This window comes from Albidovulum litorale, from assembly GCF_025751495.1.
Lineage (GTDB): Bacteria > Pseudomonadota > Alphaproteobacteria > Rhodobacterales > Rhodobacteraceae > Albidovulum > Albidovulum litorale.
The window spans coordinates 294,357-317,266 of sequence record NZ_JAOWKZ010000001.1 but is presented as its reverse complement, the minus strand read 5'-3'; the positions used below and the strand labels follow the sequence as shown (position 1 = coordinate 317,266).

24 protein-coding genes are annotated in these 22,910 nt (G+C 62.8%); 4 read left to right on the top strand and 20 right to left on the bottom strand.

What is annotated here, in order from left to right; genetic code table 11:
• Window positions 1-29: 29 nt before the first annotated feature.
• Window positions 30-2,072, top strand: coding sequence for a B12-binding domain-containing radical SAM protein (locus OEZ71_RS01585; protein WP_263738170.1), 2,043 nt, complete (start codon window positions 30-32; stop codon window positions 2,070-2,072).
• Between the two features lie 27 nt (window positions 2,073-2,099).
• Here the strand turns inward: OEZ71_RS01585 and OEZ71_RS01580 are convergent, their stop codons facing one another.
• The 4 genes from OEZ71_RS01580 to OEZ71_RS01565 all read right to left on the bottom strand — a co-directional run bounded on the left by OEZ71_RS01580 (window position 2,100) and on the right by OEZ71_RS01565 (window position 5,575).
• Window positions 2,100-3,254 (bottom strand): peptidoglycan DD-metalloendopeptidase family protein, encoded by a 1,155-nt coding sequence (locus OEZ71_RS01580; RefSeq protein ID WP_263738169.1) that lies wholly within the window; start codon window positions 3,252-3,254, stop codon window positions 2,100-2,102.
• A 69-nt stretch (window positions 3,255-3,323) separates the two neighbouring features.
• Complete coding sequence (locus tag OEZ71_RS01575) at window positions 3,324-3,965, bottom strand: protein-L-isoaspartate(D-aspartate) O-methyltransferase (protein ID WP_263738168.1); 642 nt, start codon at window positions 3,963-3,965, stop codon at window positions 3,324-3,326.
• Complete coding sequence (gene surE, locus OEZ71_RS01570; protein WP_263738167.1) at window positions 3,962-4,747, bottom strand: 5'/3'-nucleotidase SurE; 786 nt, start codon at window positions 4,745-4,747, stop codon at window positions 3,962-3,964. Before surE ends, OEZ71_RS01575 begins: the two co-directional genes overlap by 4 nt.
• 171 nt (window positions 4,748-4,918) lie before the next feature.
• Window positions 4,919-5,575, bottom strand: a complete 657-nt coding sequence (locus OEZ71_RS01565) for an SDR family oxidoreductase (protein WP_263738166.1) — start codon at window positions 5,573-5,575, stop codon at window positions 4,919-4,921.
• A gap of 108 nt (window positions 5,576-5,683) precedes the next feature.
• Between OEZ71_RS01565 and OEZ71_RS01560 the strand changes: the two genes are divergently transcribed.
• A complete protein-coding gene (locus OEZ71_RS01560; protein ID WP_263738165.1) occupies window positions 5,684-6,274 on the top strand; it encodes a biotin transporter BioY in 591 nt (196 codons plus the stop codon).
• A gap of 63 nt (window positions 6,275-6,337) precedes the next feature.
• On the opposite strand, the gene OEZ71_RS01555 is transcribed toward OEZ71_RS01560, so the two are convergent.
• From OEZ71_RS01555 to pyrC, 13 genes are all read right to left on the bottom strand, one after another.
• Entirely contained in the window at window positions 6,338-6,763 is a 426-nt protein-coding gene (locus tag OEZ71_RS01555; RefSeq protein WP_263738164.1) for a DUF1284 domain-containing protein, read from the bottom strand.
• Window positions 6,760-8,223: an amidophosphoribosyltransferase gene (gene purF, locus OEZ71_RS01550; RefSeq protein ID WP_263738163.1), complete on the bottom strand. Its 1,464-nt coding sequence runs from the start codon at window positions 8,221-8,223 to the stop codon at window positions 6,760-6,762. Before purF ends, OEZ71_RS01555 begins: the two co-directional genes overlap by 4 nt.
• A 108-nt stretch (window positions 8,224-8,331) precedes the next feature.
• Complete coding sequence (locus OEZ71_RS01545) at window positions 8,332-8,916, bottom strand: CvpA family protein (RefSeq protein WP_263738162.1); 585 nt, start codon at window positions 8,914-8,916, stop codon at window positions 8,332-8,334.
• 17 nt (window positions 8,917-8,933) lie between these two features.
• Window positions 8,934-10,301, bottom strand: a complete 1,368-nt coding sequence (gene radA, locus OEZ71_RS01540) for a DNA repair protein RadA (protein WP_263738161.1) — start codon at window positions 10,299-10,301, stop codon at window positions 8,934-8,936.
• 55 nt (window positions 10,302-10,356) lie between these two features.
• Window positions 10,357-10,803: a paraquat-inducible protein A gene (locus OEZ71_RS01535; protein WP_263738977.1), complete on the bottom strand. Its 447-nt coding sequence runs from the start codon at window positions 10,801-10,803 to the stop codon at window positions 10,357-10,359.
• A gap of 44 nt (window positions 10,804-10,847) precedes the next feature.
• Window positions 10,848-11,186, bottom strand: coding sequence for a hypothetical protein (locus OEZ71_RS01530; RefSeq protein ID WP_263738160.1), 339 nt, complete (start codon window positions 11,184-11,186; stop codon window positions 10,848-10,850).
• A gap of 90 nt (window positions 11,187-11,276) precedes the next feature.
• Window positions 11,277-12,023 carry an ABC transporter ATP-binding protein gene (locus tag OEZ71_RS01525; protein ID WP_263738159.1) on the bottom strand — a complete coding sequence of 249 codons (747 nt, stop codon included), beginning with the start codon at window positions 12,021-12,023 and terminating at the stop codon, window positions 11,277-11,279.
• Window positions 12,020-12,802: an MlaE family ABC transporter permease gene (locus tag OEZ71_RS01520; RefSeq protein ID WP_263738158.1), complete on the bottom strand. Its 783-nt coding sequence runs from the start codon at window positions 12,800-12,802 to the stop codon at window positions 12,020-12,022. Before OEZ71_RS01520 ends, OEZ71_RS01525 begins: the two co-directional genes overlap by 4 nt.
• Entirely contained in the window at window positions 12,799-13,845 is a 1,047-nt protein-coding gene (gene alr, locus OEZ71_RS01515; RefSeq protein ID WP_263738157.1) for an alanine racemase, read from the bottom strand. Before alr ends, OEZ71_RS01520 begins: the two co-directional genes overlap by 4 nt.
• Before the next feature lie 53 nt (window positions 13,846-13,898).
• Window positions 13,899-14,675, bottom strand: a complete 777-nt coding sequence (locus tag OEZ71_RS01510; protein ID WP_263738156.1) for a DUF1194 domain-containing protein — start codon at window positions 14,673-14,675, stop codon at window positions 13,899-13,901.
• Between the two features lie 50 nt (window positions 14,676-14,725).
• Window positions 14,726-16,213 (bottom strand): replicative DNA helicase, encoded by a 1,488-nt coding sequence (locus tag OEZ71_RS01505; RefSeq protein ID WP_263738155.1) that lies wholly within the window; start codon window positions 16,211-16,213, stop codon window positions 14,726-14,728.
• Between the two features lie 185 nt (window positions 16,214-16,398).
• Window positions 16,399-17,079 carry an orotate phosphoribosyltransferase gene (locus OEZ71_RS01500; protein ID WP_263738154.1) on the bottom strand — a complete coding sequence of 227 codons (681 nt, stop codon included), beginning with the start codon at window positions 17,077-17,079 and terminating at the stop codon, window positions 16,399-16,401.
• Between the two features lie 83 nt (window positions 17,080-17,162).
• Window positions 17,163-18,203, bottom strand: coding sequence for a dihydroorotase (gene pyrC / locus OEZ71_RS01495; RefSeq protein ID WP_263738153.1), 1,041 nt, complete (start codon window positions 18,201-18,203; stop codon window positions 17,163-17,165).
• A gap of 234 nt (window positions 18,204-18,437) precedes the next feature.
• Here pyrC and OEZ71_RS01490 point away from each other — a divergent pair, with 234 nt between their 5' ends.
• Window positions 18,438-19,298, top strand: coding sequence for a DUF2189 domain-containing protein (locus OEZ71_RS01490; RefSeq protein ID WP_263738152.1), 861 nt, complete (start codon window positions 18,438-18,440; stop codon window positions 19,296-19,298).
• A gap of 123 nt (window positions 19,299-19,421) precedes the next feature.
• Window positions 19,422-19,724: a hypothetical protein gene (locus OEZ71_RS01485; protein WP_263738151.1), complete on the top strand. Its 303-nt coding sequence runs from the start codon at window positions 19,422-19,424 to the stop codon at window positions 19,722-19,724.
• A 27-nt stretch (window positions 19,725-19,751) separates the two neighbouring features.
• On the opposite strand, the gene OEZ71_RS01480 is transcribed toward OEZ71_RS01485, so the two are convergent.
• The 3 genes from OEZ71_RS01480 to OEZ71_RS01470 form a co-directional block, all read right to left on the bottom strand.
• Window positions 19,752-20,558, bottom strand: a complete 807-nt coding sequence (locus OEZ71_RS01480; RefSeq protein WP_263738150.1) for a phosphoadenosine phosphosulfate reductase — start codon at window positions 20,556-20,558, stop codon at window positions 19,752-19,754.
• 462 nt (window positions 20,559-21,020) lie between these two features.
• Window positions 21,021-22,262: an MFS transporter gene (locus OEZ71_RS01475; protein ID WP_263738149.1), complete on the bottom strand. Its 1,242-nt coding sequence runs from the start codon at window positions 22,260-22,262 to the stop codon at window positions 21,021-21,023.
• Window position 22,263: 1 nt separating this feature from the next.
• Window positions 22,264-22,887 carry a LysE family translocator gene (locus tag OEZ71_RS01470; protein ID WP_263738148.1) on the bottom strand — a complete coding sequence of 208 codons (624 nt, stop codon included), beginning with the start codon at window positions 22,885-22,887 and terminating at the stop codon, window positions 22,264-22,266.
• Window positions 22,888-22,910: the final 23 nt, after the last annotated feature.

Below are 22,910 nucleotides of genomic sequence, written 5' to 3'. Positions count from 1 at the left end.
GTTCTTGAAGGTATTCCCGGAGCCGATGTATGCGTCTCTATCTGGCCGATCTTGGCCACAACCTTGTATCAACCACCTCAGACACCTATCCGCTGGGCGTGGCGAACCTTGCAGCCTATGCGCGCGAATACGCCAAGCCCAAATCGGGGTTGGAGGTCAGCCTCTATCGCGATCCGCAGGAGCTGAAGGCGGCGATCGACGCGGCTGTGCCCGATGTGATTGGCTTTGCGAGCTATGCGTGGAACCACCAGTTGGCGCTGTCCTTTGCCGACTATGTGAAGGCGCGCAATCCGAATGTTGTCACGCTGATGGGTGGCCCGAACTTTCCACTGACCGAGGCCGAGCAGGCCAGCTGGATGCAGGACATGCCATTGATCGACATTCATGTGCGCGGCCCCACCTATGAGGGCGAACGCGCGTTTCTGAACCTCATCAATCGTTATATCGAGGTCGGCGAGCGGCGCGAGGGACTGTTCGAAGAGGCCATTGACGGTTCACTCTATGTTGACCGCAAGACCGGTGAGATCATTCGCGGCGGCGAAGTGCAGCGGATGCGCGACCTTGATGAAATCCCGTCGCCCTATCTCGGCGGATTCATGGACAAGTTCTTCCATACCAAGCTTTTCGCGCTGATGCAGCTTGCGCGGGGTTGCCCCTTTACCTGCACCTTCTGCAATTCCTCGGTGAAGTCGAACTCCAAAGTCTTCCGGCATTCCTTCGAACGCACCAAGGCCGATCTCGACTACATCGTCGAACGTATCGACCGGTCGAGCCCGCTCTGCTTCGCCGACGACAATTTCGGCATGTATGTGCAGGATGAAGAGGTCGCCGACTACCTTGGCCACCTAATGGATACCTATGACTGGCCCAAATACATCCGTACGACGACTGGCAAGAACCGTGGTGACCGCATCATCAAGGTGATGCGCAAGGCCAAGGGACGGCTGCCGATGACCTCGTCGGTGCAGTCGCTGAACCCGGTTGTTCTGAAGAACATCAAGCGCGACAACATCTCGCTCGACACCTATTCCGAGGTGCAGAAGGAACTGCACGATCAGGGCATGCAGTCTTACGGCGAACTGATCCTCTGTATGCCGGGCGAGACCAAGGAAAGCTTCATGAAGGCGGTCGATGACCTGATCGAGACCGGGGTCAGCAGGGTGGCCGCGCATCAGCTTATGCTACTTCACGGCGCGCCATTGGCAAATCCTGAAAGCCGCAGGGAATTCGGCCTGCGCACCAAGCACCGGATCGTCGCGCGTTGTCTTGGCCGCTATACCGGCGACGAGACGGTGGTCGAGACCGAAGAGATGGTGGTGGAATCGTCGGACTTCACCTTCCAGGATTATCTCGATACCCGCGCGTTCCACCTGCTCCTGACGATCTTCTTCTATGAGGACAACTTCCAGGAGGCCTTCCAGTTCGCACGCGACCGGGGCGTTCGGCCCTATCTCGTGGTGCGGCACATGCTGGAAAACCTCGACAAGGCGCCGGAGAAGATCCGCGAGATGATCGCGGACTATCTGGAAGAGAACCAGAGCGAGCTCTTTGACACCCGCGAAGCCTGCGTTGAGGCCAGCACCCAAAACTATGACGGGCTGATCAGCGGGGAGCTTGGCGGCAACCTCTTGTCGAAATACTCGATGATCGGTCGGTTTGTTTTGGTGCAGGAGGCGCTCGACTTTCTCGGTGCGTCCATTGCCGACCTGCTCGGTGACGAGGACCGTGAGACGACAGCGATGCTCGATGCGATTATTGGGTTCTACCGCTGCGTCATGCTGCACGTTCCCTTCCGCAAGACGCTGGAGGAAGCGCCGCTCTGGCAGACGGAATACGACATCGCGGCGTGGCGGGCGTCGGACTACAAGCGTCCCCTGTCGGAGTTCCGGTTTGGCAAGCGGCGGGAGATTCCGACCGAGGTAGATCAGCGCGTAAAATCCGTGCTGCTGTCACGGCTCGACAGTTTCGGGGAGCATCCGTCCGGGCTCGGCCGCTTCACGCGGACGATGTTTGCGACCGATTTCCGCCGCCGGGTTGGCGAAGGCGCAGCCCAAGAGGCGCGCGCGAGCTAGGCGCGCGCCTTTCACAGGGCAACCACCTTACTGGAGATAGGGTGTCGGATCGACGCTGTTCGGGCCGATGCTGACGCCAAAGCGCAGGAAGGCCGGGTCAGATTTCGCGACCGATGCGATGGGTTGGCCGCGTTTCACCTTGTCGCCTTTTTTGACCTTCAGATCGCTGACATTGGCATAGAATGTCAGAAGGTTGTCGGCGTGACGGACGACGATCACCGTCACTTCCTGCGTGTCCTTCGTAACCACCGCTACCTGCCCGTCATCGGCTGCCGAAACCGTCGTGCCAGCTGCGGCGGCAAGGTCGATGCCCTTGGTCTTGGCGCTGTAGCCGCGAATTATGTTGCCCTGAAGTGGCATGGCCAGTTTGGATTTCGAGGCCGAGGTTGTCTGCGATCCGAGATCGGGTTGTTTCGGTGTCTCAACCGGTTTCGCCGCCGGTTGGGTCGTTTCGTCCGGTAGCGGCGTGGAGGCCGAGGGCGGTGTGGGCGTTGGCGAGCCTTCGCCGGGCGCCGTTACGATGTCACGTGGGGCACCGGCGCTTGAAGTTACGGGAATGAGCAGGGTCTGGCCCTCGCGCACGGTCAGATCGGGGCCGAGGCCGTTCCAGTCGGCAAGTGCCTTGACGTCGACGTTGTAGAGCCGAGCGACCGAATAGGCGGTTTCACCGCGCATGACACGGTGGCGGATCGGTTCGGTCGCGGCAATGGTGCTGCTCGGCTGGCGCGTCACGGTGGTCGGGGTACCGCCTGCGCGGTCGATGGCGCCCGAGGCGATGGTGGTGACATCAATCGTGCCCGGAGCAGCCGGGGTCAGGGCGCCGCCCACGTTGCGGGGCAGCGCCAGAACCTCGCCCTCGCGCAGGAGGGTGCCCGGCGCGATGGCGTTATGGCTGGCCAGTTCAACCGGCGCGATGCCGACCCTGGCCGCGACGCTCTCAACCGTGTCGCCCCGGCGCGCCACCACGACCTGATAGTTCGGATAGGTCAGTACCCCGCGCGCGTCGGGTGTCGGGCGCGGCTGGGTGGCCTGATTGGCCGCTGATGTCGTATCGAAATCGGTCTGGCCGAAATTCCGCATGTCGAGATCGAAATTACCGTCCGGGTCGCAGGCTGCCAGCGCCAGGACACTACCGCCGAGAAGGGCAGCACGCAGAAAGACAGTGGGGCGGGAAATGATCATGGCTCGCATCCTCGTCTCGCTCGCCCTTATTGTCGGGCGTTTGGTGTTTCAAAACGGGCTGGCTGTCGTTCAGTCCTGTCCCAGCCCCTCAACCAGCGGCACGAAGCGCACCGGCCTAAGTTCCTCGTACTCATAGCCCTGCGGCAGACGGGTCACCTTGATGAGATGTTGCACCGCATCCGACTGCCCGACGGGTAGGACCATGATACCGCCTTCGCGCAGTTGAGCCAATAGGGGGCCGGGCGGGTCTTCGGCCGCCGCAGTGACGATGATCCGGTCGAATGGGGCCTGATCCGGCAGGCCGTGGCTGCCATCTCCGGTCATCGCGGTGATATTGGTCAGATTGAGGTTGCGAAAGACCTCCTCGGCCTCGCGCACAAGCCTGCGGTGGCGGTCGATCGTATAGACGCGACGGGCAAGCTGCGAAAGGATCGCCGCCTGATAGCCCGAGCCGGTGCCGATCTCCAGAACCTTGTCGCGCGGGCTGATATCCAGCGCTTGGGTCATCAATCCGACGACCGAGGGCTGGCTGATTGTCTGTCCGCAGGCGATGGGCAGCGGCGTGTCCTCATAGGCGCGTTCGGCAAAGAGACCCTTGACGAAGACGCCCCGGTCAATCTTCTCCATCGCCGACAGGACGCGCCCGTCGGTTACCCCGCGCGAGCGGAGCGCATAGAGAAAGCGCATCTTGAGTTCGGCGGCGTCAGTCATGAGAGCCGCGCCTCAAGCTCGGCCATGGCGTCGTGCGCGGTCAGGTCGGCCCGCATCGGCGTGACCGAGATCCAGCCGTCGAGATTGACCGCGACATCTGTACCGGGTGCTGTCGGGTGGTGCTGCGGCCCGCCGGTGATCCAGAGAAACTTGCGCCCCGACGGGGAGATGTGCGGCTCCACTCCGAAGAAGGTATCGGTGCGGTAGCCCTGAGCGGCGACCTTCATGCCCTTCACGTCCTTGCCCGCGACGGGCGGGAAGTTGACGTTGTAGAACAGCCGGTAGTCGCTGCCATCCCAGAGGCCCTTGTCGAGAAGCGTGCGGACGACTTGCGTGCCGTGGTCGCGCGCGGCTTCGAAGGGGGTGGAGAGGTCTTGTGTCGCCGGTCCCATGAACTGGGAAAGCGCGATGGCAGGAACGCCCTGAAGCGCCGCCTCCATCGCCCCCCCGATGGTGCCTGAATAAAGCACGTTCTCGGCCGAATTGTTGCCCCGGTTGACGCCCGAAAGGACAAGGTCCGGTCGACCGCCCTGAAGCACGTCGTAGATGCCCGCAAGGACGCAGTCGGCGGGCGATCCCTCGGCCGCGTAGCGTCGTTTCCCGAGCTTCGCGATCATCATCGGATGGGTGTAGGAGATGCAGTGGCCGACGCCGGACTGCTCAAAGGCCGGCGCAACGGTCCAGACCTCGCCCTCAGGGCCCGCGATATCCTCTGCGATCGACTGGAGAATCTCTAACCCGGGGGCGTTGATGCCGTCGTCATTGGTGATGAGGATACGCATGCCCGGGCCCCTGATGCTTTGCCCCTGATTAGACGAGCGGGACGGGAGGGTAAAGCGGCGATGGCCCCCGGTTGCGCCGGGTTACTTTTCGTCCGGGGTCGGGCGCGGGTCACCGTGCCGGAGCGCGGTTCCCGCGCTGCCTTCGGCGAGAGTATTTTTTCCAAGAAGAAATCAGATGCGGGTGAGCAGGCGTTCGGCTTCGTCGTGGATATCGGCGAGTGCGCTGCGATCCTCGCCGGGAAAGAAGCGGGCGCGGGTGGCGGTGGCCATCGGCTTCGGCGTTTCGATCAGGATGCGGGGGCCGATCTTTTCGCATTCTGCGGCCCATGTCCGGGCAAGCGCGATCTGCGCGGCCTTCGTTGCGCCGTAGCTGGCGAAAAACTTTTCGCCGCCACGCGGGTCGTCGAAGAACAGGGCGGTGCCTTGTGCGGTGCGCAGCAGGGGTTCCAGCATCGGAATGAGCGAAGCGGTAGCTCGCAGGTTACAGGCGACAGACTTGTCGAAATCCTTGGGGTCGAGATGCCCCGCAGGTGCCAGTGGCGCGGCATGGATCGCGGCATGGACCCAGAGATCGAGCCTGCCCCAGCGTTCGGCGATGGAGCCTGCGAGATGGGCCATCGCTTTGTCGTCCGTGATATCCATCGGCGCGAGCGTTGCACTGCCGCCCGCTGCCTGGATGCGGTCGTCAAGCTCTTCCAGCCCCCCGACGGTGCGGGCCGTGGCAAGGACGTGCCAGCCCCTTGAGGCAAGGGCGGCGGCCACAGCAAAGCCGAGGCCGCGCGAGGCGCCGGTCACGAGGGCGAGTTTGGTTTTCGATGCGTCGTTCATGGCGCCCCTTTCGCATTGCCAGCGTGCCAATACAACAGAAGAGATTGACTTGTCGCTGCACTGCCGCGAAATTGCGGACCAAATTGACCCAGAGGAAGGATTCCGCTGATGACCCTTGCAAAGGCCCTTGCGCCGTCGCAATCGCTACTGACCCGTGCGCTGATGGTGGTGGGCGGATCGCTCTTCATCGCCATTGCGGCGCAGCTCTCGGTGCCCATGCTGCCGGTGCCGATGACGCTGCAGACGCTGGCGATCCTGATCGTCGGCGTGACATTCGGCGCGCGGATGGGCGCGCTGACGCTTATTGCCTATCTCGGCGAGGGTGCGATGGGTCTGCCGGTCTTTGCCAATGGTGGCAATGGCGCGGCCTTTTTCGGTCCGACCGCCGGCTTCCTCATTGGTTTCGTCATGATGGCGGCGATCGTCGGCTATGCGGCGGATCGTGGCGTGAAGGGCGTTATCGGCACCGCCGCTGTGGCGCTGCTCGCCTCGGCGCTGCTTTACATCCCGGGCGTTCTCTGGGCGATGTCGCTGGCTGAGATCGCCGGGATCGACACCGCGAAATGGGGTGCCGACAGCTTTGGCATGATCTGGCAGTACTACATGGCGCCCTTCCTGATCGGTGACGCCGTCAAGGCCGTGATCGCGGCTCTGCTGGTCACCGGGGCTTGGGCCGCACTGAAGGGCCGCAAGGCCTGATCATCAGGTCTTGCCTGACTGATATCTCAAACGCCGCCCTACGGGGCGGCGTTTTCCTTTGGATCAGGTCTGGTCTTCGTGAAGTCGTTCAAGGGCGGCCTCGCACATGCCGTAAGGCTCCCATTCGCAGCCCTGACAGAGTGTCTTGAGGCTACCCGGCGGGACGTTGTCGCGGATGCGGGCCTTGGCCTCGCCCCATGTGAGCTGCTCGCGCGGCGCAAGCTTCAGCGCGGCGGCATGGGCGCGGTCGAGAACCTTGATCTTCGGTTCATTCGTGCAAAGCCGCCCACGCCTTTTGGGGCAGGGTGCACAGATATCGTCGGTTGCGCCGGTGACCTCGATCTTCGTTTCATCCCCGCCATCGGCGCGCAAACGCCCCATGACGATGGCCGTCATATTGGCGGTGAAGTCGTCGGAATAGCCCTTGCCCTCGAAGCCGAGCGAGCAAAGGAAATGGTGGGGGCGGTAGCGGACCGGCTGGTCGCTCACTCCGCCGCCTTCATCGCAAAGCCCTTGGCGATCTGGTCCGAGGGAGCGACTGGGTATTCGCCGGAGAAGCAGGCATCGCAATATTGCGGGCAGGTCTTGTCGCGGCCCTTGGCCTCGCCCGCGGCGCGGTAGAGGCCGTCTAGCGAGATGAACTTGAGGCTGTCCACCCCGATCCAGTCGCGCATCTCGTCCTCGCTCATCGTCGCGGCGAGGAGTTTTTCGCGCTCGGGCGTGTCGACGCCGTAGAAACACGGCCAGGCCGTGGGGGGCGAGGCGATACGGAAATGTACCTCGGCCGCGCCCGCGTCGAGGATCATGTCCTTGATCTTGCGTGAGGTCGTGCCGCGCACGACCGAGTCGTCGACAAGGATTACCCGTTTGCCGCGGATGAGCGCGCGGTTGACGTTCAGCTTCAGCCGGACGCCCATGTTGCGGATCTGTTCGGTCGGCTCGATGAAGGTCCGGCCCATATACTGGTTGCGGATGATGCCCATCGCATAGGGAATGCCCGATTGCTGTGAATAGCCGATTGCCGCGGGGGTGCCACTATCGGGCACGGGGCAGACCAGATCAGCCTCGACCGGGCTTTCCTTGGCCAGTTCCACGCCGATCTGGCGGCGGGTCTCATAGACCGAACGGCCGCCGAGGATCGAATCGGGGCGCGAGAAATAGACATGCTCGAAGATACAGAACCGCGATTTGGCAGACCCGAAGGGGCGGGAGCTTTCGACCTTGCCCTTCGAGATGACGACCATCTCGCCCGGCTCGATCTCGCGCACAAACTCGGCGCCGATGATGTCGAGGCCGCATGTCTCGGACGACAGCGCATAGCCGTCGTCACCGACCTTGCCCAGAACCAGCGGTCGCACGCCGAGCGGGTCTCGCACGCCGATCAGCTTGGTGCGCGTCATGGCGATGACAGAGAACGCACCCTCAACGGCGCGAAGGGCGTCCTTCATCCGTTCGGGGATGTTCTTCTGGATCGACCGCGCCATCAGGTGGATGATGCATTCGCTGTCCGACGAGGACTGGAAGATCGAGCCACGCTCGATCAACTCCTTCCGGAGTTGCGTCGCGTTGGTCAGGTTGCCGTTATGGGCTACCGCGCAGCCGCCCATGGAGAACTCGCCGAAAAACGGCTGAACGTCGCGGATCGCAGTCGCGCCCTTCGACCCGGCCGTGGAATAGCGGACATGACCGATGGCGAGCGAACCGGGCAGTGTGGCCATCACGTCTGCCTTGGTGAAGTTGTCGCGCACATAGCCGAAACGGCGGGCATTGTTGAACCCGGTTTCGGGATCATAAGCGACGATGCCGCCCGCCTCCTGCCCGCGGTGCTGAAGCGCATGCATGCCAAGCGCCACGAAATTCGCGGCATCGGTCACGCCGATCACGCCGAACACACCGCACTCCTCCTTCAACTTGTCGTCGTCGAAGGGGTGGCTCAGGAATGGGCGCATGGGCCTTGTCTCCGAATCCGGTACAGGGGATTTGGCCCCCATTTAGAGGCTCGTGCCGCCTATGTCACGCCCATGTCACAAAAGACCGGGCGTGACAGGCCAGGATTCTCAGTTGGCGGTGGTCGGTGCCGTCTCGGTGGGCGCGCCGCATGCGCCGACAAGCTGCTGATAGCGCTCGGTGATCCAGCGCGGTGCGTCTTCCGGCATCTCCTCGTTCAGGCGATCCTGGAACGTGGCGAAAACTTCGGCGGAACGGGATTTGTCGACGACCGGGATGGTGGAGTCGACCAGAACCCGTTCATAAACCACGAAGGCGACAGCAACGAGGAGGATACCGCGCAGCACCCCGAAGAGGAAGCCAAGCCCCTGATCGAGGCCGCCAAGCGCCGAACGCTGGACCGCCGAGGAAAAGAGCGGCGTGAAGATCGACATGACGATCAGCGCCACCGCGAAGACACCGCCAAAGGCAGCGATGATCGACAGTTCGCAGCTGTCGCCGAGGAACTTGTCCAGAACCGGGATTTGCTGGATCAGCGGTTCTGCCTGGGGTGCGAAGATAAAAGCCACGACAGCCGCTGCGACCCAGCCTGCAATGGCCAGAACCTCGCGCACGAAACCACGCCCATAGGCGAGGATCGCGGATATGAGAATGATTGCCGCAACTACGGCATCAACGATCGTAAAGCCTTCCATGCCCTCGCTCCTTGCGTTCAGCCTGCCGCGAACATGTCGCCGACAAACGTTATGAGATCGGGCATCTTTCGTACCCGCATCCCGCCGCCCCCGGTGATCTTGCTTCTTTCTGGCGCGATCGCCTGTGAGAAACCAAGTTTTTTTGCTTCTTTCAATCTGTTTTCTGATTGTCCTACAGGACGCAGGGCTCCGGAAAGACTGATTTCACCAAAAATCACCATGTCTGGCGGAAGTGCAACATCTTCGCGCGCCGACAGAAGCGCCGCCGCGACCGCCAGATCAGCCGCCGGCTCGGTGCTGCGCATGCCGCCAGCGACGTTCAGAAAGACGTCGAGCCCGGCAAAGGGGATGCCGCAGCGTGCCTCCAGAACCGCGAGGATTGTGGAGATGCGGCCCGAATCGAGACCGACAACCGTTCGGCGCGGCGTGCCGAGCGGCGAGGGCGAGACCAGCGCCTGAATCTCCGTCAGAACCGGTCGCGTGCCTTCGATGCCGGCGAAGACCGCCGAGCCGGGGCTGGCCTGCCCACGGTCTGAGAGGAAGAGCGCGGAGGGGTTGGCAACCTCGGCCAGTCCGGCGCCAGTCATTTCGAAGACGCCGATTTCGTCGGCCGGGCCGAAGCGGTTCTTGACCGCGCGCAGGATGCGGAACTGGTGGCCGCGCTCGCCCTCGAAGTAAAGCACGGTATCGACCATATGTTCGACCACACGGGGGCCAGCGATCTGGCCTTCCTTGGTGACGTGGCCGACGAGGATAACAGAGGTGCCGCGTTTCTTGGCGAAACTCACCAACTCGTGGCAGGCGGCACGGACCTGCGCGACAGAGCCCGGAGCACTGTCCACGTTGTCCGCCCACATCGTCTGGATCGAATCGATGATCGCGAGGTCGGGCCTGACGGTGTCGAGTGTCGTCAGGATGTCGCGCAGGCTGGTCTCCGCGGCAAGCTGCACCGGCGCATCAGCCAGCCCCAGCCGCTGGGCGCGCATGCGGACCTGAGCCGATGCTTCCTCGCCCGAGACATAAAGACACGAAAGACCCTGCCGGGCGAAACTGGCGGCGGCCTGCAACAGAAGCGTCGATTTGCCTATGCCGGGATCGCCGCCGACAAGTATAGCGGAGGCGGGAACCAGCCCGCCGCCAAGCACGCGGTCCAGCTCGCCCAGACCCGATGCCGCGCGTGGCGGAGGAACCTCCTTGGTCGCGAGGGTGGTCAGTGCGATCTGCCGTCCACGCGCCGCGCCCAGCGTCTTCGATGTTGGACCGGCCGTAAGCGGCGTTTCCTCGACAATGGAATTCCACGCGCCGCAGGCATCGCAGCGCCCGGTCCATTTCTTGTGGACCGCGCCGCATTCGGTACAGGTGAAAGAGGGGCCTGATTTCGCCATGTGCATTACCTGCCCGAAGCTGCGTTACTCGGCAAGGCCGATAGAGGAACCCGCGTCAGCGGTTATTGGGCGGCATGCGTTCGTGTTCGGTCCGAAAAGAGATTGCCAAAGACGCCAGAATGCAGGCCGTAAAAAGATAAAGCCCCCAGGCGGTTTCGACCCGGCCCACGCCTACGCCCTTGGCCAGCACGATATAAAGCGAAATCAAAAAGATATCGGCCATTGCCAACCGTCCAAGCTGGTGCAGGACCCCGAGAATGCGCGGCGAGGCGAGGCGGAACTGTACAAGTGCGAGACCGATCGTTTTCATATAGGGCGCAAAGATTGCCAGGAAGGTGACGACGAGCGCCAGCACTACATCCTTCTCCCAGAGCGCTTGCAGCCCGGTCACGACCGAGATCGAGTCGAGGTCGAAGAACGGCAGCAGGCCTGCACGCAGAAGCGGCGCGAACCACGACACGGGAAACAGGACAAGCAAAGCAAGGTTGGCGGCACGGATCATGGCGCAATGGATACATGGCGTGTCACGGCGGACAAGGCCCAGTATTACCAATTCCGGTGCCGGGATCGCCGTTTCCGCAATATGACCATTGTCAACCAGAGCCAGAAGCATAGCCAGGCGAGGGCAGCGGCGACGACATGAATCAGGCCGAACTCGAATACGCCCCGAGCGATTCCGAGGATGGCACCGATTGTCACGCCGAGATTGAACAGAAATGCTGCCCCCGAGAATAGTGCGCCGACAAGGAAGAGGCTGCCACCGATCGACCGTTCGGTGGCTTGATGTGCCCGGCGCATACCGATCAACACACCAAGCAGGGGTGGGACGCAGAGGATAGCGAACAGGATGTAAAGGGCGCTTACCGCACCCTGAGCCGAAGTCATCACTGGTCTCCAGCCCTAAAAAGATTGAAAGGATAGGACCAGACTAGGTACAACCTGGGGGAGTGTCAAACCCGCCGATGGCAAACCGTATCAGCGTACGGCGGCAATAGGCCCTTCGGCGCGGCCGTGCGTGAACTGCTGCACGTAAGGGTCTGGTGTTGTCTCCATTTCCGCGATGGGTCCGGTCCATTGAATGACCCCGTCATGCAGCATCGCCACGCGGTCGGCAATGGCGCGGACCGAGGACATGTCATGGGTGATCGTCATCGCCGTCGCACCCATCTCGGTCACGATCTCGCGGATCAGTTCGTTGATTACGCCTGCCATGATCGGGTCGAGGCCCGTTGTCGGCTCGTCGAAGAAGATCACTTCGGGATCGGCAGCGATGGCGCGGGCAAGGCCCACACGTTTTTGCATGCCGCCCGAAAGTTCAGCCGGGAAAAGGTCGGCCACGTCCGGCTTCAGTCCGACGCGGCGTAGTTTCTCGATGGCAATCTCGCGCGCTTCATCCTTCGGTCGCTTCAGCGACCCGCGCAGCAGGCGGAAGGCGACGTTCTGCCAGACGGGCAGGCTGTCAAAGAGCGCACCCCCCTGAAAGAGCATGCCGAAGCGTGCGAGGAAAGCGTCGCGGGCGGCCTTTTCCACATCCTCGCCATCCAGGAGGATCGTGCCGCTGTCTGGATGAACAAGGCCAAGGATGCATTTGAGAAGAACCGATTTTCCGGTACCGGACCCGCCGATGATCACCATGCTTTCGCCCGAGGGCACGATCAGGTTCACCCCGCGCAGAACACGGTTCTTGCCGAAAGCCTTGTGGACGTCCTGAAGCTCGATCATGCGGAGAAAAAGACCTCCGTCAGGATGTAGTTGGTGGCAAGGATCAGGACGGAGGCCGCGACGACCGCGGCCTTGGTGGCCCGGCCCACGCCTTGTGCGCCACGGCCCGAATTCATGCCGTAATAGCAGCCCATGAGCGCCACGATGAAGCCGAAGGCGGCCCCCTTCCAGAGGCCCGAGACGATGTCCCAGACTTCCAGAAACTCGCGGGTATTCTTGAGGTAGGTGGCGGGGTTGAAACCCAGCCGGTTCACGCCGACCAGATAACCGCCGAATATGCCGATGCTGTCGCCGACTGCGACCAGAACCGGCACCGCTAGGGTGGCGGCCAGAACGCGCGGAACTGTTAGGTATTTCATGGGGTTGGTGGACAAAGTTGTCAAAGCGTCGATCTGCTCGGTCACCTTCATCGTGCCAATCTCGGCCGCGATGGACGACGCCACGCGCGCGGCCACCATCAGCCCGCCCAGCACCGGCCCCAGTTCTCGCACCATGCCGATGGCGACGATGGAGGGCACCACCGCCTCGGCCGAGAACCGCGCGCCGCCCGCGTAGATCTGCAGCGCCAGCGCACCACCCGTGAAGAGTGCTGTCATGCCTACGACAGGCAGGCTGAACCAGCCGATTTGCATCAAGGCCGCGAGGAACTCTTTCGGGTAAAAGGGTGGACGCACGAGGTGACTGAGCGTTTCCCCCGCAAAGATCGCCATCCGGCCGAGCATGGCCAGACTACTGAGTACGAGACGACCGAGAGCCGCGACAGGGGCGAGTATGCTCATGCGCCGGTGCCCGTGTAGCTGCGCTCGTACCGGTTGCCGAGAGAGGTCAGGATTTCATAGCCGATGGTCCCGGCGGCGTCCGCCAGTGTATCGACGCCCTGGGCGCGGCAGAGGATGTCCAGAACCTCCGGTGCCCGGTCCAGATGGGTGACATCTACCCCCATCATGTCCATCGACACACGGCCCACCAGCGGGCAAGGCGTATCGCCCGCGAAGACCCGCGCGCGGCCCGTCATGGCCCGGATCAGGCCATCGGCATAGCCGGCTGCCAGAGTGGCGATACGGGATGGTTCACTCGCGGTCCATGCGTTGCCATACCCCACTGTCTCGTCGGCCGCGACATCGCGGATCTGGATCACAGGCAGTGACAGGTGAACGACCGGCTGCGCACCCGCAAAGGGCAGGCCGCCATAAAGGCCGATACCTGGCCGGGTCATGTCGAAATGGTAATCAGGTCCAAGCAGGATTCCACCGGTCGCCGCCAGTGAGCGGGCCACACCCGTGTCGTCGGTCATGCGGCGGAAGGCGGCCAGTTGGGCTGCATTCATCGGGTGATCTGCCTCATCGGCGCAGGCGAGGTGCGACATGATCAGACGCGGTCCGTCGGCAATGAGGTCGGCGGACAAAGTCCGCCATTCCGCCTCTTCCATACCCAGCCGGTTCATGCCGGTATCGAGCTGGATGCCGAAGGGATGGCCGGGCAGGGCCGTCCGGTGCCGGGCAACCTGTTCAGGTGAGTTCAGGAGCGGGATGAGAGCATGATCCGCTATGGACGCCGTATCCCCCGCCATATGGCCTGAAAAGACGTAGATTTCAGGCCCCTGCCCAAGGGCCCTGCGCAGAATGGCGCCCTCTTCGGAAAGCGCCACGAAAAACCGGCGCGCGCCCGCCTTTGCAAGGGCCGGTCCCACCCGGCTCGCACCCAGCCCATAGGCATCGGCCTTGATGACCGCTCCGGCCTCGGTATGGCCTGACGCATGGGCGAGCGCCCGCCAGTTGGCGACAATCGCGTCGAGGTCGATGGTGAGTTTTGATCCGGCCATAGGCGACCTTTTCGCAGGCGCGCCGGAACGAGGCAAGCGCAGTTTCGCCCACCTCAGGGAATGTCTAAGTTTCGCCGGAGCCGCTGCCACATCTTCTCACCGATCAGGCAGTCATAAGGTGTGCTTGCTTGCGCGAGGATCAGCCGTTCGGGCGCAACGCCCGCGATTTCAAGCACAAGTTTGCGGGTCACGGCAGCGGCAAAGTCGGGCCAGTCGCGCACCGGCAGAACAAAAGCGCCCGGACCGCCGACGACGCATTCGGCGTAGTAGACGTCCAGATCGTCAATCCTCCACATCGCCGTGCCCGCATCAAAGGTCATCAGCGGCAATCCGTTGATGACGATGCCCGCGGCCAGAACCTCGTCCCGCGCCTTCGTCACCAGGCCGCCCTGATTGTTTGGCCCGTCGCCAGATATGTCGATGACGCGGCGCATCCCTTCAAACCGGTTCGTTTCGAGAAGGAAGACCCCGTGGCGCAGGGCTGAAGAGATTGACGTGCGACTTTGTGTTACCGTCTTTTGCTGTTCAAGTGTCGTTGCGAAAGCATCGAGATCGGCGCGGCTTTCGATAAGTGCCCAATCCTGCACTACGTTGTGGCGGTATTCCCCCGCCCATTCGACATAGGCCAGCGCAATCCGCCCGGTCAGCGACCGATTGAGGGCAGCGGCGACGCTGTCGCTGCGCAAGGCTTCGGCGTAACCACGCCGTTGCAGTTCCAGTTCGGCGGGCGACATGGAGCGGGAGACATCGACGAGGAGAAGAAGCTCAAGATCGACCTCCTCCGCCCAGGCGGGCAGGGCGAGGAGAAACAGGAGGAGGAAACAGCGCATGGGCAAGCGTCGCAAGGCGCCGCCTGCCTGTCCAGTCACAAACGGTTGGGTCAGAAATCGCCGCTGCCCTGCTGCCATGGCTTCACCAGATTGCCGAAGCGGGTGAAGCGGCCTTCGAAGCTGAGTTCCACCGTGCCGATCGGCCCGTGACGCTGCTTGCCGATGATGACCTCGGCCTTGCCATGGACCTGTTCCATGATCTCCTGCCAGGCGGCCATCTTCTCAAGCTCATGATCTCCGGGCTTTTCGCGTTCCTTGTAGTACTCGTCCCGGTAGACGAACATCACGACGTCCGCGTCCTGCTCGATGGAGCCGGATTCCCGCAGGTCCGACAGCTGCGGCCGTTTGTCGTCGCGGCTTTCAACCTGACGGCTGAGCTGCGACAGGGCCACGACAGGCACACTAAGCTCCTTCGCCAAAGCCTTGAGACCCATGGATATTTCGGCAATCTCCTGCACCCGGTTGTCGCCCTTGCCGGTGCCGCGCAGAAGCTGGAGATAATCGACCATTACAACGTCTAGCCCATGGGTCCGCTTCAGGCGGCGGCAGCGGGCGGTCACCTGACTGATCGGCAGGGCCGGCGTGTCGTCGATATAAAGCGGGCAGGTCTCCAGCGCCTTCGCAGCCTCGACGAAGCGGCGGAACTCGGCCTCGGTCATGTCGCCGCGGCGGATCTGTTCCGACGGCACTTCGGAGGCTTCCGACAGGATACGGGCGGCAAGCTGTTCGGCTGACATTTCCAGCGAGAAGAAGCCGACAACGCCACCCTGAACCGCGCCTTCGCTTCCATCGGGTTTCTTGCCCTTCTTGTAGGCCTTGGCGATGTTGAAGGCGATGTTGGTCGCGAGCGAGGTTTTCCCCATCGACGGGCGGCCCGCAAGGATCAGAAGGTCGGACGGGTGAAGACCGCCCAGCTTCTTGTCGAGATCGGCAAGGCCCGTGGAGACGCCCGAGAGCCCGCCATCCCGCTGATAGGCGGCGAGCGCCGACTGCACGGCCTCGGTCGTGGCCTTCAGGAAGGATACGAACCCTTTTTCGACCGTGCCCTGTTCGGCCAGCGTGTAAAGCCGCTGCTCGGCCTCGGTGATCTGGTCCTTCGGATCGTTGTCGACCTCGATCGTCTTGGCACGGTCGGTGATGTCCTGGCCAAGCCGCATCAGCTCGCGGCGGACGGCCAGTTCATAGATCATCTGCGCATAGTCGCGCGCGGCAAAGGCCGAGATGGCAGCGCCGGCGAGCCGGGCCAGATAGGCCGGCCCGCCAAGCGCCTTCAGCCCCTCGTCTTCCTCCAGAAAGCCCTTCAGCGTCACCGGCGAGGCGAGCGCGTTCTTCTGGATGCGCGCGACGGCGATCTCGAAGATGCGCTGATGGACAGGTTCGAAGAAATGCTCGGCCTTCACGAGCGCGGCGATCCGGTCGTAGATGTCGTTGTTGGTCAGGATCGCGCCAAGAAGCTGCTGCTCGGCCTCGATATTATGCGGAAGCGTATCGTTTTCCGGTTGCGGCCGCACCGCACGGATCGTCGCCACGTCGTTCATTTGGTCCCCCGTTTATGGCCAAGGGATATGCGCGATCGGAAACGGCCATGCAAATTGTATATTGCTGTGGATGGCCTGTGGAAAAGCGCTGCTCCCCTATATTCTGCGGCTATGGGGGCAAGGCTGTCAATATCTACGGTCGGTGCGCCGAAGGTTTGCGGCAACGTCTGGACGTTTCCGCTACGTCAGGCTTTCTTGCGCGCTTCCTGCCAGGGGCGGGGATTGGTGAGGAAGGCTTCGACCTCATCCATCGTCGCGGAATCGAAGCTGTTCGATTCGCGCGCCTCGGCCAGAACGTCCCACCAGGTGCAGAGATGATGCAACGAAACGCCGTGGTCGCCGAGCGTCTTTACCGTCTCGGGAAAGATGCCGTAATAGAAGATGACAGCGGTGTGAGCGCAGGTCGCACCAGTATCGCGGATCGCGTCGACGAAACTCAGTTTCGAGCCGCCATCGGTCGTCAGATCCTCCACCAGCAGCACCCGCTGGCCTTCGCTCATGGCACCCTCGATGCGCGCGTTGCGGCCGTAACCCTTGGGTTTCTTGCGCACATAGGTCATCGGCAGGGCCAGCCGCTCGGCGACCATGGCGGCAAAGGGAATGCCGGCCGTCTCGCCACCCGCAATGTTGTCGAACGCCTCAAATCCCGCCTCGCGCATCACCGTGACAGCGAGGAAATCCATCAGAGTGGAACGGATGCGGGGATAGGAAATCAGCTTGCGGCAGTCGATATAGGTGGGCGAAGGCAGGCCGGAGGCCAGAATGAAGGGCTCTGCCGCATTGAAATGCACCGCCTTGATTTCAAGAAGCATCCGCGCGGTCAGGCGGGCGATCTCGTCTTTCGGGGGGAAGGAGGAGGGGATCATGTCTGTCCTTTCGCGGGGCCCTCGTCGTGCGCCTGCGGCGTCTCCTCGGGTCCGACGAGTGCTGCAGGCGACGAGGAGGATGGTCAGGGCGCGATGCGCCAGTGGAGCGGGAAGCCGGGATCGAAGACGGTGACGGGTCCGGCACCGGTGTCGATCTTGGCGGGGTAGGTGACCGCGTCGCCCTTTTGCAGGGTGATACGGGTTTCGTTTGGGGCAATGCCATAGAAGGCAGCGCCATTCAGCGAGGTGAAGGCTTCGAGCCTGTCGAGCGCGCCTTCCTCCTCGAACACATGGGCGAGGATCGACATCGTGTTCGTCGCGGTAAAGCAGCCGGCGCAGCCGCAGGCATGTTCCTTCAGGTGATCGGCATGGGGAGCCGAGTCTGTGCCGAGGAAGAACCGCGCCTCGCCGCTCGTCGCCGCTTCGCGGAGTGCGAGGCGGTGATGCTCTCGCTTGGCAACCGGCAGGCAGTAATAATGCGGCTTGATGCCACCAGCGAGGATGTGGTTGCGGTTGATGATCAGGTGATGGGTGGTGATCGTAGCGCCAAGGTCGTCGCGCTGCGACCGCGCATAGTCCACGCCGTCCTTCGTTGTGATGTGTTCCATCACGACCCGCAGGCCCGGAGTGGCGCGGCGGATCGGGTCGAGGACGCGGTCGATGAACACCGCCTCGCGGTCGAAGATGTCGATGTCGCTGTCGGTCACCTCACCGTGGACGCAGAGCGGCAAGCCGATCTCGGCCATCTTTTCCAGCACCGCCCGAACCCTGTCGAAATCGCGAACGCCGGATTGCGAGTTGGTCGTGGCGCCTGCCGGGTAGAGCTTCACGGCTTTTACCAGACCGCTCGCATGGGCGGCGGCGACATCGGCCGGGTCGGTCGCCTCGGTCAGGTAGAGCGTCATCAGCGGCTCGAACGTCATGCCGTCGGGCAGGGCGACCATGATCCGGTCGCGATAGGCGGCGGCGTCCTTTGCCGTAACCACCGGCGGCACGAGGTTCGGCATGATGATCGCACGGGCGAAATGGCGTGCGGTTTCGGGCAGCACGGCCTTCAGCATCGCGCCATCGCGCAGGTGCAGGTGCATGTCGTCGGGACGGCGGAGCGTGAGTGTCGTGGTCATGGCCTGCCCCTACACTGTCATGCGGCCGGTTTCCACCATCTCGATACGGGCGCGCCGCAGATTCTTGACGTTTGCGGGATGGAGAGGCGCACGACACGCTCTCCGAAAGTTGTGCGGTTGGTGGGGCAGGCCGTGATATACTGATCGTGTCGGTGCCGCCCGGTTGTCCGGGGCGAGGCTGACGCGCTTCGGCGACCGACTGGCGCTGCCCGATGGCAACGCGGAGGAACGGCCATGACCAAGACGATTGGAAACCCCTTGTCCTGGGGGACGCGCATTCTTGGTGCAGCAGGGCATGACATCGGCGAGGTGGCGCGTGAACTGGGCGGGGCGCATGCCGCCGCGCCTCAGGTGCAGACCATCGGTGTCGAGGATATCCGCGCAGCGTTGCGGCAGGGCGTGTCGGACTTTGCCGCGCTGCGCACCGATGTCATCGGTGCCTGCCTTTTGTATCCGATCATCGGGGCCTGCCTGATCTGGGCGGCGTTTCACAACAGCATGCTGCCGCTGATCTTTCCGCTGGTCTCGGGATTCGCACTGGTCGGACCTGCCGCGGCAGTCGGGCTTTACGAGATGAGCCGCCAGCGGGAAGCCGGACGGCCGACGAGTTGGTCCGATGGGTTTGCCGTACTGCAATCCCCACGTTTCGGGGCGATCCTCGTGTTGGGCATCGCGCATTTCTTTGTCTTCTTTATGTGGATGCTGACCGCCTATTTCATCTTCCAGATGACGATGGGCCCGGACATTCCGGCCTCGGCGGGCACCTTCCTGTCCGAGGTCCTGACCACCGGTCCCGGCTGGGCGATGATTGCGCTTGGCCTGCCGATCGGGTTTCTCTTCGCGCTTCTCGTGCTTGCGACGAGCGTCGTCTCGTTTCCCCTGCTCATCGACCGTCCGGTCGGGCTGCCGGTCGCGGTTGTGACATCGGTCGAAGTTGCGAGAAAGAACCCAGTCACGGTCGCGGTCTGGGGCGGCATTGTTGCGGGGATGCTGGTTCTTGGTTCCATTCCCCTGCTTCTGGGTCTTGCCGTCGTGTTGCCCATTCTCGGCCATGCGACGTGGCACCTGTACCGGCGCGCAGTGTCTCCCGCCTGACCGGCAGGAGACTTTTCGCCGATAGAAGGGGCGGGTGCATCGTGGGCAGTTGCGCCCTGTCATGTCATGGCGCAGACTGCGATGGCAGGGGCACAGAATGATGCCTGGTATTGAGGCGCAGCCATGAAATCCATCGTTCCGCTTGTTTTTCTGATGCCGCTGGTGGCCTGCACACAGGACCCCGGCTTTACCGGCGTGTCGGGTGTGCGCGAGGCGACACCGGCAGAGGTCGCATCCTGCACCTATGTCTCGGACATCCGGTCTACACCCGGCGCCTATGGTGTGCTGGCCGGTCCGGCAGTCAAATATGCGCGCAACCGCATCCTGGCCGATGCGCGCGAGGCCGGGGCGAACACCGTCGTCTTTGACCCGGTATCGCCTGGAGCCGAGATATATCAACTCCACGCGGTCGCCTACCGGTGCTGACGAGAACCGGTTACTTGTTGACACCGGTTACTTGTTGACATGGGGCGCGGGCAGACGCAGGCCCGCGACCGCAAGATCCTGTTCCAGTTGCGCCGACCGGGACCGGAATTCGGGGGAGTTCAGCCGGATGGCTGCGTTGCGGCTCAGCAACGCCGCAAGGTAGATGCGTCCATCGGCAGTCAGCTTGCGGAAGAGGTTCTCCAGATAGGGCCGGTAGTTGCGGCGCGCCCGGTAGAAGATACGGAACAGGCGCTCGTCAAAGCTTCTGGTCGCCGCCGCCGCGAGGACCGAGGGTAGAATCCGCATCTCGACCAGCGACTGTCCGATATCGCGACCAAGGTTTCGGCAGGGCAGCAGCGTGACATGCGGACGCACGAAGAGGGCCGCATGCATCGCATCGAGGTTCTGTTCCGGGTCGTAGATGACAAAGACTGCGGCCGCGCCCTCGATCATGTTCGGCGCAAATCCGTAACGGTCGGTGAAGGATGTGCGCCACATATGCGGAAACCGCGGATCCCAGCCGGCAACACGCGGATCGAGTGTCGCCTGAGGCTGCACCGCGATGACGACAGCGCCAGGTGCTACGACAGAAAATGCCGCCGCCGCATACCCGGCCATTCCAGCGCCGTAAAAGACGACGTCATCGAACTGATCAAAGAAATCGCCGTCATCCAGTCGATCAAACAGCGCGAAGACAGAGGGGTCGCGATACCAGGTATCGCTTTTGGCGACGATGCACAGATGTGACCAACCGCGATCGCGCGCGACGTGATAACCAAGCGGCAATTGGTCGGCGTTCAGCCGGTTAATGTCGGTGATCGTTTCAAATGTCACTAAGAGCGTCGGGCCGTTATCCGTGAATATGGCGGCGTGAGAGGCGCCGAGTTTTTTAAAAAAACCGGCCCCTTCACCAAGAGTGCGCAACCGTCCAACCCAGTCGGCATGCGACTCGGACCGGGAATCACTCATATGAGTTCCGTCACTAGGAAAAGCCACTACAGTCACCCCACCAATGATTCGATATGGGAGCCGAACGGCTTTTCAGGCAAGATTTACGTAAGGGAAACGCTGATTTTGTTAATAATTTTCTGAATGACTGTTTCTGCGGCCGCGGTAATTTGGCGATGCGTTTTGAATCTGTTTCCCGTCCGTTCTGGTCGTCTGGCTGTTACGTGGTGCCGAAAAAGAATCGGTGACCATCTTGCCTGCGTATTCAGCCGAGAAATTTCGATCAATTTTACGTAGATTGCGTGCGTTAGCCGCTCTCTTATAAGGAGAGCTTTAAGGAGGTTGTGATCAAACGTCTTCTGAGATGTCCGCCGTTGCCGAGATCCGTGGCCAGAGGCTCTTCGCGGCCAGTACTGCGCCCGCCGCCAGCAAGCCCAGCATGACCGATGCCGTCGTCATCCCGGCCCAGGCACCCAGCCAACCGGCAAGCGGATAGGTGATCAGCCAGCAACCATGGGACAGGGCGAAATGCGCGGCAAAGAGCGCAGGCCGTTCCGGTGCCTCTGCCGAGCGGCGAAGAAGCCGACCGGTCGGTGTGAGGATTGCTGAATAGAGAAAACCGCTCGCTGCCATCCAGATCATGTAAAGGCCCCACGTGTCGGGCCCGAAGGCGGGGGCAAGTGCGAGGACGATAGCCCCGAAAATCAACGCTGCCGAAAGCCCGCCCGCGCCGGCCAGCATGACCGGCCGGTCGGGAAGCTGGTCCAGCACACGCGGCAGCACGATCGCCGCCAGTGCCGATCCGGCCCCGAACACCGCCATCGCGAGGGCGACGTCGGCCTTGCCGCGCCCGAACAGGTCCCCCACGATCACGGCGGTATTGACGATCATCATCGCGCCGCCCGCCGCTGCCGCAAGCGTGAGCGCCAGAAGCCCGCGCAGGCGTGGCGTGGCAAGATATGTCTCTATCCCGGTGAAGATCCGCCGCTGGGTGCTGGCCTCGGCCCGTTTGGCAGGGCGCGGCGGGTTCGCCCACCAGACGAGCGCGGCGGAGCCGAGAAAGCCGAGTGCGGTACCGAAGAAAAGCGTGTTGCTCGCGACGAGCATCAGAAGCACTGCAGCCAGCGCCGGGCTTGCGATGTTTTCGACATCCTGCGCCAGCCGAGACAGCGAAAGGGCGCGGGTATACGTCCGTTCATCTGGCAGGATGTCGGGAATGGTGGCTTGAAATGTGGGCGTGAATGCCGCCGATGCGGCCTGCAACACAAATACGAGGGCGTAGATCTGCCAGATCTCGGTGACGAAGGGCAGGATAAGCGCCACGCCCGCCCGGATCACATCGAGCGCCACAAGCAATTCGCGTCTCGGCAACCCGCCAAGGACGGCATTCGCCACCGGTGCCAGCGTTACATAGGCCACCATCTTGAGCGTCAGTGCGAAACCAAGGACCAGCCCGCCCTGCGCACCGGCGAGATCATAGGCCAGAAGCGCCAGCGCGATGGTCAGAAGACCAGTGCCGAGCAGTGCGGTCACCTGTGCCGCGAAAAGCCGGGCAAAGCCCTTGTGAGCGAGGGGGGCTAAGAAATCCATGTCAGGCCCGGCGCAGGGCGGCTGTCAGTACACCCATCCCGATCAGGGCCGTGCCGCCCCCTCGGTTCAGCCAGAGCCGCGTTTCAGGCCGCCTGATCCGGGCCCGCATCCGGTCGGCCAGCAGCGCATAGGCCAGCGCGTTAAGCGCTGCGAGCGTTACGAAAGTCGCGATAAGGATCGCGAACTGAGGGGCAAGGGCGGCTTCGGGGCGCAAGAACTGCGGAACAAAGGCGATGAAGAAGGCGATGGATTTGGGGTTGAGCGCCGTGACAGCGGCCGCATGGCCAAAGACGCCACGCGCGGGCAGTTCGGCCTTCGTGTCGATGCCAAGCCCTCCGGTCGGACGGGTGCGCCAAAGCTTGATGCCGAGCCAGACCAGATACGCTGCGCCAATCCATTTCAGCACCGTGAAGAGCGTGGCCGAAGCCAGCACGAGAGCGCCAAGACCGGCGAGGGAAGCACTCATCGCGACGAAATCGCCCAGTGCCACGCCTGCGACAGTGGCCAGCGCCACCCGGCGCCCCTGCGTCAACGCATAGGTCAGGACCAGCATGATGGTCGGTCCGGGGATGATCAGCAGAACCGACGACGCCGCCACGAAGGTCAGCCACAATTCGATCGACATGCACGTTCTCCCGCCTGGCGTCT

Bases quoted from the DNA above. Each gene is read 5' to 3' on its own strand.
- OEZ71_RS01470 (WP_263738148.1), bottom strand. From the start codon at position 22,887: ATGTCGATCGAATTGTGGCTGACCTTCGTGGCGGCGTCGTCGGTTCTG.
- OEZ71_RS01530 (WP_263738160.1), bottom strand. From the start codon at position 11,186: ATGACTTCGGCTCAGGGTGCGGTAAGCGCCCTTTACATCCTGTTCGCT.
- OEZ71_RS01485 (WP_263738151.1), top strand. From the start codon at position 19,422: ATGAAATCCATCGTTCCGCTTGTTTTTCTGATGCCGCTGGTGGCCTGC.
- OEZ71_RS01585 (WP_263738170.1), top strand. From the start codon at position 30: ATGCGTCTCTATCTGGCCGATCTTGGCCACAACCTTGTATCAACCACC.
- OEZ71_RS01505 (WP_263738155.1), bottom strand. From the start codon at position 16,213: ATGAACGACGTGGCGACGATCCGTGCGGTGCGGCCGCAACCGGAAAAC.
- OEZ71_RS01580 (WP_263738169.1), bottom strand. From the start codon at position 3,254: ATGATCATTTCCCGCCCCACTGTCTTTCTGCGTGCTGCCCTTCTCGGC.
- OEZ71_RS01565 (WP_263738166.1), bottom strand. From the start codon at position 5,575: ATGAACGACGCATCGAAAACCAAACTCGCCCTCGTGACCGGCGCCTCG.
- OEZ71_RS01575 (WP_263738168.1), bottom strand. From the start codon at position 3,965: ATGACTGACGCCGCCGAACTCAAGATGCGCTTTCTCTATGCGCTCCGC.
- OEZ71_RS01520 (WP_263738158.1), bottom strand. From the start codon at position 12,802: ATGAGCATACTCGCCCCTGTCGCGGCTCTCGGTCGTCTCGTACTCAGT.
- surE (WP_263738167.1), bottom strand. From the start codon at position 4,747: ATGCGTATCCTCATCACCAATGACGACGGCATCAACGCCCCCGGGTTA.
- OEZ71_RS01500 (WP_263738154.1), bottom strand. From the start codon at position 17,079: ATGATCCCCTCCTCCTTCCCCCCGAAAGACGAGATCGCCCGCCTGACC.
- purF (WP_263738163.1), bottom strand. From the start codon at position 8,223: ATGCGCCCATTCCTGAGCCACCCCTTCGACGACGACAAGTTGAAGGAG.
- OEZ71_RS01535 (WP_263738977.1), bottom strand. From the start codon at position 10,803: ATGATCCGTGCCGCCAACCTTGCTTTGCTTGTCCTGTTTCCCGTGTCG.
- OEZ71_RS01525 (WP_263738159.1), bottom strand. From the start codon at position 12,023: ATGATCGAGCTTCAGGACGTCCACAAGGCTTTCGGCAAGAACCGTGTT.
- OEZ71_RS01560 (WP_263738165.1), top strand. From the start codon at position 5,684: ATGACCCTTGCAAAGGCCCTTGCGCCGTCGCAATCGCTACTGACCCGT.
- radA (WP_263738161.1), bottom strand. From the start codon at position 10,301: ATGGCGAAATCAGGCCCCTCTTTCACCTGTACCGAATGCGGCGCGGTC.
- OEZ71_RS01545 (WP_263738162.1), bottom strand. From the start codon at position 8,916: ATGGAAGGCTTTACGATCGTTGATGCCGTAGTTGCGGCAATCATTCTC.
- OEZ71_RS01490 (WP_263738152.1), top strand. From the start codon at position 18,438: ATGACCAAGACGATTGGAAACCCCTTGTCCTGGGGGACGCGCATTCTT.
- alr (WP_263738157.1), bottom strand. From the start codon at position 13,845: ATGGCCGGATCAAAACTCACCATCGACCTCGACGCGATTGTCGCCAAC.
- OEZ71_RS01475 (WP_263738149.1), bottom strand. From the start codon at position 22,262: ATGGATTTCTTAGCCCCCCTCGCTCACAAGGGCTTTGCCCGGCTTTTC.
- pyrC (WP_263738153.1), bottom strand. From the start codon at position 18,203: ATGACCACGACACTCACGCTCCGCCGTCCCGACGACATGCACCTGCAC.
- OEZ71_RS01510 (WP_263738156.1), bottom strand. From the start codon at position 14,675: ATGCGCTGTTTCCTCCTCCTGTTTCTCCTCGCCCTGCCCGCCTGGGCG.